This is a genomic window from Alteromonas sp. S005 (assembly GCF_036864475.1).
Classification (GTDB): Bacteria; Pseudomonadota; Gammaproteobacteria; order Enterobacterales; family Alteromonadaceae; genus Alteromonas.
This window is the reverse complement of record NZ_JAZETN010000001.1, coordinates 480,325-493,578: the sequence shown is the minus strand read 5'-3', so window position 1 is coordinate 493,578 and position 13,254 is coordinate 480,325. Positions and strand designations below refer to the sequence as shown.

Below are 13,254 nucleotides of genomic sequence, written 5' to 3'. Positions count from 1 at the left end.
AGACTAGACAGCGCCACAGTTTCAATGTAGTAAGTAGCTTTTTTGCAAATTCTTGCAAATTACAAACCACGAACTCAAAACAAACATAACAAATTGTTTTTTATTAGATTTTCATAGGCAAGCTGAATTAATCCCAACATAAGGCTTCATCAATTTTTTGCACGGCCTGTGAATGATTTACAGAGAGCGTTAAGCCGTCTTCTTTATTTTGATGTATATAAGAATACGAATGCGTACTTATCAAAAAGATTAGAGGAACTATGAGCAAGGGACGGTTTAGCCACGCAAAATCTGCATTTGAGCTTTCGCTGAAAAGCTGGTGGAGCATAACAAAACGCATATTCACCAGCCTTCAAAAAGACAATATTCCCCTTATTGCTGCAGGTGTTGCTTTCTACTGTTTATTGGCGATATTCCCCTTACTGGGTGCCACTATTGCTTTATACGGACTTATGGTTTCACCCGAAGAACTACAAAGTCATATGGCGTTACTTGTAAACGTTGTGCCTGCTGATAGCCGATATATTATTGAGGAACAACTTACTAATTTAACGGAGAAATCCAGTACAGCTTTGGGATGGAGCTTTCTATTTACTCTATTGCTCTCGCTTTGGAGTAGCAGTAAAGGCGCAAATGCGCTCATCAAGGCCTGCAATATTACTTACAGTGAATCGGAAGGACGGGGCTTTCTAAAAGGTATATTGGCTCGCGTAACTTGCACAATATTTATGATTCTTGCAGTTATTATCGCCTTAGCCTGTATTACGATTTTGCCTGAGGCTATTGTTTTTATATCAGCGAACACCATTAGCGAAGAACAGTCGATGTGGATAACTTGGCCTGTTATGCTTGGCTTATTCAATTTAGCCTTATCAGCGTTGTACCGCTATGCTCCACATCGTCGGGAAGCTCAATGGCGATGGGTGACGCCAGGTTCGTTATTTGCCACTGCATTGTGGCTTATTGCATCCTATGGCTTTTCAATATATCTAAACGAATTTGCAAGCTATAGCAAAACGTATGGTTCAGTGGGCGGCATTATCATTTTACTTATGTGGCTATACATAAGTGCCTACATCATTCTTATCGGTGCAGAGGTAAATTCGTCAATAGAACTTCAGACCACTGCAGACAGTACCAAAGGCGAAGACAAGCCCATGGGCGAACGAAATGCTTTTGTCGCTGACCACACTCCAGACGATCTGAAACGTTAGCAACTTGAAATAGAGCATGGCGCGGTAAAATTAAAGTCGAATCCTACGGGCAAATAAGTGAGTCACGTAATGAGGGCAGCTTAAACCCTATATTTCTATTCAGCCATTTTCACTTTACCCTGCTATGCACTCTAGGGGCGAAAACCATCCTTTTGCCATTTTTCTTCACCACCTCGCCATAATCACTGTTCATAATTCGCCCTATTCGGGGCGTTTAATAATAAGCATCGTCACTTAAAACGAGCTTATTCCATGCTATTTTCCAAAACACCCAAGCGCGACTACCTTACCCCTACTAATTCGCATAAGCCGTTGTTTCGCGAGCGGCAACATTCGCCAAAGTCTCGTAGCCATACATTGTTGATACTTGTGTCATTGCTCTGTTTTTTGCTTGGTGTTGTGATAAGCCCACTGAGTCACGCAGATTCTGGTGAACTAGTGATGGAGGGCGAAGATGGAGAGTCGGCGCCAGCCTTATTACATTCAACTGACGTTGAGCTAAAAGTTAATGGCATGATTGCTCATGTGACCTACTCTCAAACGTTTACCAATAACAGTGACGAATGGAAACATGGAGTGTACACCTTTCCGCTAAATGAAAACGCAGCGATAAGTAGTATGGAAATGCTTATCGGCGATAGGATTATCCGCGGAAAAGTAAAACCGAGAGCACAAGCTAAAGCAGCGTTTGATGCAGCGCAAAAAGCGGGAAAGAAAGCCAGTTTAACGCAACAACAGCGCCCGAACCTGTTCACTCAACATGTGGCGAATATAGCACCGCGTGAAAATATCACGGTCAAGCTAGGGTACATTCAGCAAGTGATTTATGACAATGGAGAATTTAGTTTCCACTTGCCTACCACCCTCACCCCGCGCTACATACCGGGTATTCCTACAAGAGACTTAAGCGATACCGATTTAATTGAACATGCTTACCCTAGCAACATTGGAGCAAACAATCACAAAGAAGAAAATGTCAATGACGCGTCCAGCGACGACGCTAAAAGTAGAAGTAAGCGAGCCCCGCAAAGCACAGACCATGGAAGCAGTCGTTTAACGAGCGATAACACATTTGTTTCAGGCTGGGCGCTACCCACAAATGAAGTCAATGACGCCGATAAAATAACACCGTTTATGGCGCCAGCTCAGCCCGATAGCAATACGAATCAGCTTTTTTTCAATGCAACAATAAATGCAGGGGTGCCTCTTGATTCCATCAATAGCACTGGCCACAAACTTAACTGGCAGTCTGTTGAAAACGCTAGAAATCAATATCGCGTCTGGCTTGATGTTAAACACATAACCATGAATAAAGACGTCTGGTTACGGTGGCGTCCATCGACGGGTTCCTCCCCACAAGCGGCCTATTTTGCTGAAGATATAGATTCAGACCACTACGCGTTAGTGATGTTGACACCACCTCAAGTTAACCCTAACGATCTTCAAGACTTTCCACGCGATGTGACTTTTATCATAGATACCTCAGGTTCAATGGGAGGACGTCCAATAAAGGATGCCAAAGCCGCGTTGAGACTGGCCATTGAAAGACTAGACACAAAAGACAGGTTCAATGTTGTAGCATTCAATTCAAGCTACACAAAACTATTCAGCCAGCCTGCCAATACTAAGCCGCATAATATTAAGACAGCCCTGTCCTTTATCTCTGAACTGCGCGCCAGTGGTGGAACTGAAATGGCGGGTGCCCTTTTAGAAGCGCTTATCACACAGCCAAAGGAAAACCACATCAAACAGGTTGTATTTATTACTGATGGCGCCGTTGGAAACGAAGCTTCACTCTTCTCACTAATTCGACAACAGCTGGGTAGCGCTCGGCTTTTTACGGTAGGAATTGGTAGCGCACCTAACAGCTATTTTATGACCCGCGCAGCTCAATTCGGTCGAGGCAGTTATGTGTTTATCGACAATGAGAATAACGTACAAAGAGAAATGCAGCACTTGTTTAGCAAGCTAGAGAGCCCTGTGTTGAGCAATCTTTCTTTAACTCTACCTAAGAATATGCAGCACAGGGATGACATTGAAGTTTATCCAAAACGACTGCCAGATCTCTACGCTGGAGAGCCACTGCTCATTAACTTAAAAGTGCCCGACCTCGCCCACGAAGAACACGAAAAACGCGAACAGGGCAATGATTTGGTTGAAAACACCACAGACAATAGCCTAGTGCTTGAAGGTACCTTAACCGATAAAGACGGTAATACCCATAAGTGGCAACGCAGTATACAAGCTCGTTATTTAACAGCTCAGCGTAACAATAACACAAGCGATAATTCGTCCAATGCTAAGCCACCACATTCAACTCAAAGTAAAGGTATCGCTACCGCATGGGCGCGTAAAAAAATTTCGGCACTGATGGATGAAAAGGCACTTGGTAGAGATGCAAACGATGTCAAAAACGATATTGTTAATGTAGCTTTACCGCACAACCTCATTACGGCGTATACCAGCTTTGTTGCTATTGAAGAAGTAGTATCAAGACCTGGATCGGTAAACGTTAAATCGCAGAACGTAAAAAACTTGATGCCGCAGGGTACACAAATGCGTGCCGTTAGCTTTCCGCAAACCTCTGCTGGTATTATCTTTTACCTCACTATTGGTGCTCTTTCATCCCTCTTTTTGGTACTGCTTTACTCAAGTGAAACACAGAGATTTTTTTCAAGGCAATGTCCTATTTTAGTAAAAGATGAAAGAGTAACGCATCATGGTTAAGCCCAAAGTACTCATAAGTTTATTGCTTATTGCGGCTGTCACCTTTGGGTTTGGTAATGCTGCGTGGATAACGATAAAAGCAGAGTTAGCCCAAGTGCTGATTAAAAAAGCGTGGACAAAAACCTTACAAACGGGCGCTGAAGTTAAGCCTTGGCAATGGACAGACACGTGGCCCGTCGGGCGATTAGTACACCCAAAAAGCGATACCGACTTGTATATTCTAGAAGGCTCACAAGGTAATGCCCTAGCCTTTGGCCCAGGAAGACATATCAATGCAGGAGAGTTGGCCAGTGAAACCAGCGTTATTGGTGGCCACAAAGACACACATTTTTCTTTTCTTGAAAAGGTAAATGTTGGTGATGCGCTACAACTTCAAACTTCTGATGGGATATGGCATCCCTATCGAGTTTCAGCCAAGCGCATTGTTAACATAGAAAGCCAAAAGCTACATGTTCAGCTAAATCAAAAAAGGCTGTATTTAGTCACTTGTTACCCATTTAATACCATTGCCCAAGACAACTATTTAAGATTGATTGTCGAGCTCAAGCTCTCATAAAGCCGAAGTGATGGGGTCAGAATTCTTACTCTGGCCCCACTTTCCTTATGAGCGCAGCTTTGTCGCTTTCACTTAAGAACGCTATTGCTAAGGCGTTTTCTTGCGCTTGTCTAATATGAGCAGGAGTCAGGCCCGCTTGCTTAGCCGCCACATCAAATTCGTGATCCAGCTCTATCCCTTGAACGGCCGGGTCATCGGTATTTAGGCAGGCTAATATGCCGTGCTCTAAAAAGGTTTTTAATGGGTGTTCTGGTAATGAAGTGATCGTATTTGTGAGTATGTTGCTGGTTAAACAACTTTCTATGCCAATGCGCTTATCGCGCAAATAGTCCATTAGCTTACTATCATAAATAGCGTTAACGCCGTGGCCTATTCTCGTAGCACCTAAATCATTGATAGCTTGCCAAATACTCTGAGGGTCCACAGCTTCACCCGCGTGCACTGTGATTGCTAACTCTTCGCGCCGCACCTGTTTAAAGTGTTCCACGAACAAGTCACCAGGAAAGCCTTTTTCATCGCCCGCCAAATCGATTGCAGTAATGTGCGTTTTGCACGCCAGTATTGCATCTAACTCTTGTTGACACGCTTTTGCGCCATAAGAGCGCGACAATATCCCTATCAGGTTAACCTTAACATCGTGCTCTTGGGCTGCACTTTTTACACCGTCGATAACCGCTTCAACCACACCTTGTATAGGCAAATCGTGGTTTTCAGCCATAAAATAAGGGCTAAAGCGCAGCTCTGCGTAATCAATGCCCTGCTTTGCGGCATCCTCAACGTTTTCAATAGCCACACGTCTACAAGCATCAAGATTGCCTAACACCTTAACGCCCCACGTTAGCTTATTTAAAAACGATACCAAATCGGGCGCGATTTTCATTACCTGAACATGAGGTCGCAACCCCTCTATCGAGTTAGCGGGCAGATTAATATTAAACTGCTGCCCAAGCTCAAGAATAGTTTCCGGACGCACATTACCATCTAGGTGGCGGTGCAAATCTAAAAGCGGAAGTGGGTTATTAATCATGGTAATACGATTTGAATTGGAGCATTCCCAAGTATAACACTTGCCGCCTTAAACCTCGCTTTCTTGCAAAAAATAACTTTATTATGGCGGGACAAAACTGTGCTTTTTTTGAAACAAAATTTGTTTTAAGTTTGGGCCTATGCGTCGACACACAACTTATCGATGCTTTCAAGTTTTCTTCCAGCAAAGTCCTCTCAATGCTAGAGGCAGGTTTTACACAAAAGCGGTTTTTCACCAAAGGCCGTTTGGTCATCTTCCCAACCACAATGTATTTAACAGGAGCACAGTCATGTGCGGAAAATGTATAGAAGGCTGCTATTTAGCAGGCTGGCGTAATGGCGCGTATTCGTTCGACAACATGCAAGAAGAACCTAGTTTTATGGGGCAAGATGTAATGGCAGCTCATGGGTTAGTAGAGTTAGTTGGTTCGCCGGGTACATCACTTAATGATATAAAAGCGTTCGGCCTAAATTCATCGCCTATGATGGCGTGGGCAGGGTATATTTATTCCACAAGTTCGCCCCATGCCTCTGTCGAATTAACCGACTACAACTGTTACCTAGAAAGCCAAAAAGCGAAACGTTGTTCAACAGACAGTGAATGGACGGAGCTAAATACTCGCTACCCAATAGTTGCGCTATTTTTGGATAACTTAACGTTGCAGCACATTGGTAACCATTCGGATGCAGCTCTTCTAAATGAGATAGAATCGTTACTGCTTGCCATTCATGGCAATGGCTATTACACCTTTGAATTTGTGTCCTCGATGTTTGCTGCTGAAGGTGTGTTCCCAATTGTTGAACTAAGTAAACAGGCTAAGCCTTCTCTATTTGTTGAGCACGCACTTGAAATCTTTTTGCTTACCGAACACCTGTTGCACTACCGACCTTTAAGTTGGGCGCTTCAAACAGCACTCAGTGTTGACCTAACGTGCGATTTTGACAGCTATCACATGTCATGGCGCCGCTATACGGCAGATCGCATTTTACAAAATTTGAACATTGACGATATTCAAACGTTGGGAGGTACGCTAGCGCTCAATACTATTCACGCGGTGTGTCAGCGCAATGTAGAAAATAAACCGCTGCTTAAGGCACTATTGAACGTAGTAAAAGACTGTAAGGGCGATACCTACATTGCCCCTAAAAACCTAGCGTCGCAAATCGCTACCCTACTTGCCGTTTAAGTGCTGGCGGCTTTTTTAAGTGGTGGTGGCGATAGCTTATCAAGGCTCAAGGACTGCGCCTTGATAAGGCTTACTCGGCTCATTACATCTCTTTTTTAAGTGCTTTTGCTACCGCTAATACCAGTTCTACCGAAGGGCGAACTTTGTAATCTGGGTTCACATAACTAAATAAAACTTTCCCTTTTTTATCTAGCATAAAAATAGCAGGCGCTGGCACCGCATTTTGCTGGTAATATAGCGTCAAAATTTGCTGAAGCGTTTGTTCGCATGGCATACAAGGCTTTTCTCAAGCCTTAATAAAAACAAAGCAGGATCACCATGGCTCTTAAAGCGACCATTTTTAAAGCTGACATATCAATAACGGATATGGATCGTAACTACTACAACGATCACAACCTTACTATTGCCCGGCATCCATCTGAAAATGACGAGCGCATGATGCTGCGTATTATCGCCTTTATTGTTAATGCTCACGAGCGCCTGCAGTTTACGAAAGGATTGTCTGACGACGACGTGCCAGATTTATGGCAGAAAAGTTTTAGCGACGAAATAGAATTGTGGATTGAATTAGGCCAACCGTCCGAACAGCGCATCAAAAAGGGCTGTAATCAAAGTCAACAAATGATGATTTATTCATACGCTGACAATAGCTTTGATGCCTGGTGGAAGAAAGAGCAAAACAAATTACAGACAAGAAAGAACCTATCAGTTTTTACTTTGCCAGAGCAGCTAGCCGCTACGTTGGCGAATGCTGTTCATCGTTCTATGCAAATACAAGTTACCATTCAAGACGGGCAAATCTGGCTAACCATTGAAGGTGCTGATGTCACCGAAAGTGTTGAAGTGCCTATCGAGAAACATTTGTAATGAAAAAGCTCTCTGCCGTTCAGCTTAAACAACAGGCACTGGTTTTCAGTATAGCCGATAGCCTAGAGGCACAAGGAATTGAACAACTTGAAGGTATGGAGCAATGTTGGTTTGACGTTCAATATCATCAGTTCCCAGGTTCTTTGCTACTAAGGTTTCAATTCGAGAATGAAGAGGTACTGTCACGGGCCGAGCCTGAATTAAAAAAATGGCAAAGACGATTAAGCGCGGCGCTGCTTAAAAAAGGTGTCGTTTTGAAAGACATGCGTCGACATCTTGTGTTCACTACGCAAGGTCCAGAGGATTAACCCGCGTAGTGCATCACAAAACTGCTTCTTTCGGTGCACATATTTTCTATAAATCACACATTTTTTGTTATAAACCTTTCATTTTTCCGCATAAAGTCTACTTACACTTTATTAGATAAGTAGGCTAGACTGGGCTGGTTGAACATTCAGCTTGCCTAATATTATTAATTTAGTGGCTAGTAAGCCTTAGCCTTATGCTGCATGTTCGAACACCATGTTGACCGGTTATAAAAATAACCACTATCCCAGTAAAAGGAGCTTCATAATGAAAACTAAAGCAATGGCGTTAGCACTACTACTGTCTTTAATGGGCTGTACAGAGTCTAGCGAAGAAACAAAAAGCGAAGTAAGTAAAGAGATGGAACAGGCAGGCGAGAACACTTCTGAAGCCTATGAAGAGGCTAAAGAAAGCGCGGCAGATTCTTGGGATGAAACCAAAGACGCAACATCTGATGCCTACGAAGACGGTAAAAAAATGGCTTCTGATGCCTACGAAGATGGCAAAGAGATGGCTTCAGACGCATACGACGATGGCAAAGAAATGGCCTCTGACGCGTATGACGCAACTGCAGAAAAAGCAGGTGAGTTTAAAGATGCCGCAGCGAAGAAAGCACATGAAGCTTGCGTGAAAATGAAAGAGCAAATGGGCGGCGACGTTAGCGAATGCGACGATTAAATTAACCTAGCTACAAAAAATAGAGAGCGAGCCTTCGGGTTCGCTTTTTTGTTCGCATTTAACTTGGCGAATAATAAAGCTGCCGTTTGTAGCTAAGGCTAATCACACCCCGCTAAAATCACAGAATCGGACGTTATCGTTAAAGGGGCAACCCTTAATAACGTGTTAATACCCAAAATATTATTTCCTTGCGGAAGCACTGCTACCTCCACCGGCCCGACTTCACAAGTGTTACCAATTCGAACAGAGTTCAACTGATACTGAGATACCTTGACGATCTTTCCGTTCGCCATTCTCGCTGCCGAAGTTCGCGTAGCAAGCGGCTTTTGGTTGCGTGTTAAAGCATCGAAGGTGGCTTGATTGAGGGTCAGCAGACTTGAGCCCGTATCCAGTAAAAATGAGGCATTCACATTGGATTCCAAGGTTGCCTCTAAATAAAGCGTACCGCCTTTGCTTTGTGAAAGTGGAATACTTTGTTCTATCGCCGACACTGTCGATGCAAAAGCGAACAATAAAGTTGATAGCGCCAGTGACGGCACCTTTAATTTTAACTTCACCGCAAGTGTACCTTGTGCCAGTTCTTCTAAATAGGTATTAGGTGACAGCAAGATAAAGACCAAAGAGTAAGTAATTGATTTAGCCAGCAGTCTTTAAAACTTCGCGCTGCCAAAGCACCAGAACAGTGCACACAAACATTTATCCTGCACTATAGTTAACCATCTAATTTCTATCATGGCCTATTGTCACTTTACTCACTCGCGAACGTCTTGATTGTTTAAAATACCTTATAAGCAACCAGGTGATAGCAAATAACTATCACCAGTCGGCATTGTTTAGAACTTTTTTGGTCATACAATATACTAAAGTACCAATTCAATAAGAGGACACAACATGAAATTACGCTATGTATTAGGTTCATTGATCACCGCTGTTTCACTTGGCGTTTCTGCAAATACAGCACAGGCAATGTCTGCATCAACCGATGAAACTATAGATGTGCAAGTTGTCGATTACTCTGGCAAGCCACCGTTCAAACGCAAAATCGTAAGCTTGTCAGTTAACGATGTTGCGCAACTAGAGTCGGTAGGACAAGACGCCATTGAGTATGTAGAGGTGAAAGACGTCATTATGCGCGGTAAGCCACCATATCGCAGAGTGACGAAACTGATGCCAGTCTACGACGTAGCTCAACTTGAAGTACTCGAAGAACAAGCTGACACTCAAAAAAGAGGCACGCGCCCACCGTTTAAGCGTCACTAACCATTGCTTGCAACTTCCAACCGATTGCACCAAAGCGATTCACTTTTGCCTGAGTGAATCGCTTTTTTATTGTGCATACGTAATCACGTGACCTGTTATTTTGCTCTGTACTACAACATTCGTTTTGCCTGTTTTATTTTTAATAACGCGTCAGAAGCGATAAAGTAATAAAAAACAAAAAGAGACAGTAAATGCAGCCTCACGACCATTCACCACTCAATGATTTTATCGAATACCCTGAAGAACAAATGCTAGCTCGTAGCGAAGAATTCTTGAAAACCATGCAGCGTCGCCATAGCATTCGACACTTTAGCGACCGACCTGTTGATAAAGCCGTAATTGAAAACTGTATTTTGACTGCTGGTACTGCACCTAGTGGAGCGAATCATCAGCCTTGGCATTTCGCCGCCATTCAGTCGCCCGAAGTAAAACAACAAATACGCGAACAGGCTGAAGCGCATGAGCGCGGTTTTTATAATGGGCGTGCGGGGCAACAGTGGCTAGATGACCTAAAGCCGTTAGGCACTGATGCAAGTAAACCTTATCTTGGAACAGCGCCTTGGCTTATAGCCGTATTCAGTCAAAAATTTGGAGAAACGGAAACTGGGGGAAAAAGCCAAAACTACTATGTGCATGAGTCTGTTGGTATCGCTGTGGGCATACTTATTACCTCACTTCACAACGCAGGTTTAGCAACCTTGACCCATACGCCAAAACCTATGAACTTTCTAACCGACGTGTGCCAACGACCAGACAACGAGCGCGCTTACATGCTCATTATTGCAGGCTACCCAGCAGATAATGCCACCATTCCGGCTCACGCCAAGAGTAAGAAGTCGCTTAGCGAGATTGCAAGTTTTCTATAGAACAAGCGCACACATTTGGCTTGTGCGCACACACTAATAACAGGGTTTAAGCAGCACAGCTTTAGCGAACAATAGATTTGTAAAGCTTTGCTGTGCCGTTCCCCCTTTTTCATCTTATCCATTAGAAAGCACGTGATAACAAGCCATGTGGGCCTAATACTATTAACGACATAGACATGGGAAATGCAGCACTTATAATGCGTCCTCGTTATTAAGGGCTGCGACCTTTTCTTTACGAATTTCGGTCAACCATATTTAACAGTCCCTCGGAGCTCGTATCCTCATGTCATCGCGTCACGCATTTTCTCCACAACTTCCTTTTTTACTGTTAAGTCTATTAACTGGCCTAACATCGTCGTTTGTTACGCCACTGATGAGCTATTTCCTCATTGATGAGATCAACGTTGAGCCTATTTATATCAGTATTTATATGGTGTCCGTTACATTATCAGGGTTGGTGATCAGTCAGTACCTCGGACACTTGGCAGACAAAGGTTTTAACGCAAATCGTCTTTACGGGCTAACCATGATTTGCGTGGGCATTGCCATGGTCGCCTTTATCTTTAGCAAACAGTTTTGGCACGTATTTCTTGCTGGCGTCTTATTTATGTCGGTGGGCGCTGGAGCCGTGTCTCAAATGTTGACCGTTTCGGGATTATGGGCAAAAAACCAAGACATCGATTTAGCCGCATTTAACTCAAAAGTTCGCGCTGCCATTTCTCTCGCTTGGGTAGTAGGTCCGCCGCTTGCATTTACGCTGGTTGCCAATTTTGGCTTCGCAGCGTCCTTCTCTGTGGCCATCGCATGCGTGATTGTTGCAACGCTTTTTGTGGTGAACGTTGTACCGCCTCAAAAAGCCAATCAACAGTCACTTAACACTTCGCTAAAAGGCTCACTCTCTCTGCCTTTTTGGCTGGTTGGTTTGGCCATACTTGCCGGAATGGCAGGTAACGTTATGTACTTATCTTCAATGCCTTTGTACGTTATGAATGAGCTAGGGCTAGCGGAAAATTTGCCAGGGCTAATGATGGGCGTGGTAGCCGCGCTTGAAATACCTACGATGTTGCTAGCAGCCAAATTAGCCCGACGGTTCCCACCTGCGGGTATCATGGCTGTGGCGTTTATTTTCGGCTGTTGCTTTTACGTTGGTGTGTACTTTTCTCAGTCAAGTTGGGAGTTATTGACCCTTCAAATATTGAACGCGCTATTCTACGGTTTATATGCCGGTATTGGATTGACCTTGCTGCAACAACAAGCCCCCGACTTAACTGGATTCACTTCAGCGTTTTATTCAAACGCCACTCGGGTGGGTATGATGCTAGGCACCATTGGCGCCGGCACCGTGGCTCAATTCTTTAGCTTCAGAGATGCCACTATCGGTTCGTTGTGCATTGCCATATTTGGCTTAAACGTGATGTTAGTGTTTATGTTTGTAAAGCGTCGAGTACATCGCTGAAGAGCTACCATGCCTCATTGATTGGGTTACACGTAAAACCCAACCAAAATGCGATACTGCTCAATACGCAATTTAGCTTAAGTCGATAGCAGTTCATCCGTAGGAAAAAAGTGACGGTTCGAGATCACTTCGCCTGGCACCGGCTACACCAATAAAGACGTCGCCCGTTATACGTTTGGCGTTTTATTGGAGTGGCGCAGACTCTACAAGGATACTCTTCCCTGTCGAACACCATAAATCGCGTACCTTCAAAGTTAACGCCTTTTGCTTCAAGCACTTCGCGTAGTTCCGTGTACACTGTATAACCACCAGTTTCATAGCTGCGTTTGCATATGGCTAAGGTGTGATGTGATAAGCTGCGCAGCTGCTCATCAACTAATTGAGAAGGTTTGAGTGATGGATGAACACCTGCTGCAAATAGTATTTCACTGCGAAGGTAATTCCCCAGTCCTGCCATAAAGCGCTGATCTAGATATAAACCGCTAAGTGCCCGGTTATAGAATGCTTTTGAACGTAGTCGTTCCAACACCAGCTCTTCTGTTACCGAATTGTTGAGTACATCAGGCCCTACCCGCTGCAAAAAAGGATGTTCATGAATAGTTTGTGTTGGCCAAATGCTAATGTCAGACGCACTATATAAAATAGCACTGTGTGTTTCAGTATGAAGCCCAACCCTTAATTGACGTGTAGTGTCAGGCAGTTCATTGCGTTTGCAGGTATGCCACACACCATAAAGCTGATTGTGTGAATACATAGAAAGCCCATTGCTAAAATGGGTAATTAACGCCTTGCCACGGGTTTCCATACGCAAGACGTTTTCGCCTTCTAGCTGTTTGGCATAGGGTTTAAGCTGAGCTAATCCAAACTCCACTTTTTCTAGGGGGATATCTTTTATCACCGCTTCGACTTTGTCTGCAGCACGACGAATCTCTGGGCCTTCAGGCATGTTCTTTAAAACCTATATTTATACGTTCTTTTTGCCGACACCTTTGACGTACTTTTAGCATTCTGAAATCCAATATACTTGAATACAAAAAGGGCCCGGTGACCTTTAATGTACCTTTAAACCGTGGTTTACACATCAAAGATCAACGAGCCCTTCTACTTTAAT

At 43.8% G+C, this 13,254-nt stretch carries 14 protein-coding genes; 10 read left to right on the top strand and 4 right to left on the bottom strand.

The window, feature by feature from the left end:
• The first annotated feature begins 260 nt into the window (after window positions 1–260).
• The 3 genes from V7R55_RS02055 (at window position 261) to V7R55_RS02045 (ending at window position 4,497) form a co-directional block, all read left to right on the top strand.
• Window positions 261–1,214 carry a YihY/virulence factor BrkB family protein gene (locus V7R55_RS02055; protein WP_334056890.1) on the top strand — a complete coding sequence of 318 codons (954 nt, stop codon included), beginning with the start codon at window positions 261–263 and terminating at the stop codon, window positions 1,212–1,214.
• Between the two features lie 252 nt (window positions 1,215–1,466).
• On the top strand, window positions 1,467–3,941 hold the full coding sequence (locus V7R55_RS02050; protein ID WP_334056888.1) for a marine proteobacterial sortase target protein: 2,475 nt from the start codon (window positions 1,467–1,469) through the stop codon (window positions 3,939–3,941).
• Complete coding sequence (locus V7R55_RS02045; RefSeq protein WP_334056886.1) at window positions 3,934–4,497, top strand: class GN sortase; 564 nt, start codon at window positions 3,934–3,936, stop codon at window positions 4,495–4,497. The genes V7R55_RS02050 and V7R55_RS02045 overlap by 8 nt, the downstream gene beginning before the upstream one ends.
• Window positions 4,498–4,522: 25 nt before the next feature.
• Here the strand turns inward: V7R55_RS02045 and add are convergent, their stop codons facing one another.
• Window positions 4,523–5,524: an adenosine deaminase gene (gene add, locus V7R55_RS02040; RefSeq protein WP_334056884.1), complete on the bottom strand. Its 1,002-nt coding sequence runs from the start codon at window positions 5,522–5,524 to the stop codon at window positions 4,523–4,525.
• Between the two features lie 289 nt (window positions 5,525–5,813).
• Here add and V7R55_RS02035 point away from each other — a divergent pair, with 289 nt between their 5' ends.
• Complete coding sequence (locus V7R55_RS02035; protein ID WP_334056882.1) at window positions 5,814–6,710, top strand: hypothetical protein; 897 nt, start codon at window positions 5,814–5,816, stop codon at window positions 6,708–6,710.
• An 82-nt stretch (window positions 6,711–6,792) separates the two neighbouring features.
• Here the strand turns inward: V7R55_RS02035 and V7R55_RS02030 are convergent, their stop codons facing one another.
• Complete coding sequence (locus V7R55_RS02030) at window positions 6,793–6,984, bottom strand: hypothetical protein (protein WP_334056881.1); 192 nt, start codon at window positions 6,982–6,984, stop codon at window positions 6,793–6,795.
• A gap of 44 nt (window positions 6,985–7,028) precedes the next feature.
• On the opposite strand from V7R55_RS02030, the gene V7R55_RS02025 reads away from it, so the two are divergent.
• The 3 genes from V7R55_RS02025 to V7R55_RS02015 all read left to right on the top strand — a co-directional run bounded on the left by V7R55_RS02025 (window position 7,029) and on the right by V7R55_RS02015 (window position 8,561).
• Complete coding sequence (locus V7R55_RS02025) at window positions 7,029–7,577, top strand: YaeQ family protein (RefSeq protein ID WP_334056880.1); 549 nt, start codon at window positions 7,029–7,031, stop codon at window positions 7,575–7,577.
• Complete coding sequence (locus V7R55_RS02020; protein ID WP_334056878.1) at window positions 7,577–7,885, top strand: hypothetical protein; 309 nt, start codon at window positions 7,577–7,579, stop codon at window positions 7,883–7,885. The genes V7R55_RS02025 and V7R55_RS02020 overlap by 1 nt, the downstream gene beginning before the upstream one ends.
• 265 nt (window positions 7,886–8,150) lie before the next feature.
• Window positions 8,151–8,561: a hypothetical protein gene (locus V7R55_RS02015; protein WP_334056876.1), complete on the top strand. Its 411-nt coding sequence runs from the start codon at window positions 8,151–8,153 to the stop codon at window positions 8,559–8,561.
• Between the two features lie 98 nt (window positions 8,562–8,659).
• Here V7R55_RS02015 and V7R55_RS02010 read toward each other — a convergent pair whose 3' ends face one another.
• Complete coding sequence (locus V7R55_RS02010; RefSeq protein ID WP_334056875.1) at window positions 8,660–9,169, bottom strand: retropepsin-like aspartic protease family protein; 510 nt, start codon at window positions 9,167–9,169, stop codon at window positions 8,660–8,662.
• A 283-nt stretch (window positions 9,170–9,452) separates the two neighbouring features.
• Here V7R55_RS02010 and V7R55_RS02005 point away from each other — a divergent pair, with 283 nt between their 5' ends.
• The 3 genes from V7R55_RS02005 (at window position 9,453) to V7R55_RS01995 (ending at window position 12,143) form a co-directional block, all read left to right on the top strand.
• Window positions 9,453–9,821: a hypothetical protein gene (locus V7R55_RS02005; RefSeq protein ID WP_334056874.1), complete on the top strand. Its 369-nt coding sequence runs from the start codon at window positions 9,453–9,455 to the stop codon at window positions 9,819–9,821.
• Between the two features lie 191 nt (window positions 9,822–10,012).
• Window positions 10,013–10,687 carry a nitroreductase family protein gene (locus V7R55_RS02000; protein WP_334056872.1) on the top strand — a complete coding sequence of 225 codons (675 nt, stop codon included), beginning with the start codon at window positions 10,013–10,015 and terminating at the stop codon, window positions 10,685–10,687.
• Between the two features lie 283 nt (window positions 10,688–10,970).
• The gene (locus V7R55_RS01995) at window positions 10,971–12,143 is read left to right on the top strand and encodes a sugar efflux transporter (RefSeq protein WP_334056870.1); all 1,173 of its coding nucleotides are present in this window, start codon (window positions 10,971–10,973) and stop codon (window positions 12,141–12,143) included.
• A 124-nt stretch (window positions 12,144–12,267) separates the two neighbouring features.
• Here the strand turns inward: V7R55_RS01995 and nei are convergent, their stop codons facing one another.
• Entirely contained in the window at window positions 12,268–13,089 is an 822-nt protein-coding gene (gene nei, locus V7R55_RS01990) for an endonuclease VIII (RefSeq protein ID WP_334056868.1), read from the bottom strand.
• Between the last annotated feature and the right edge of the window lie 165 nt (window positions 13,090–13,254).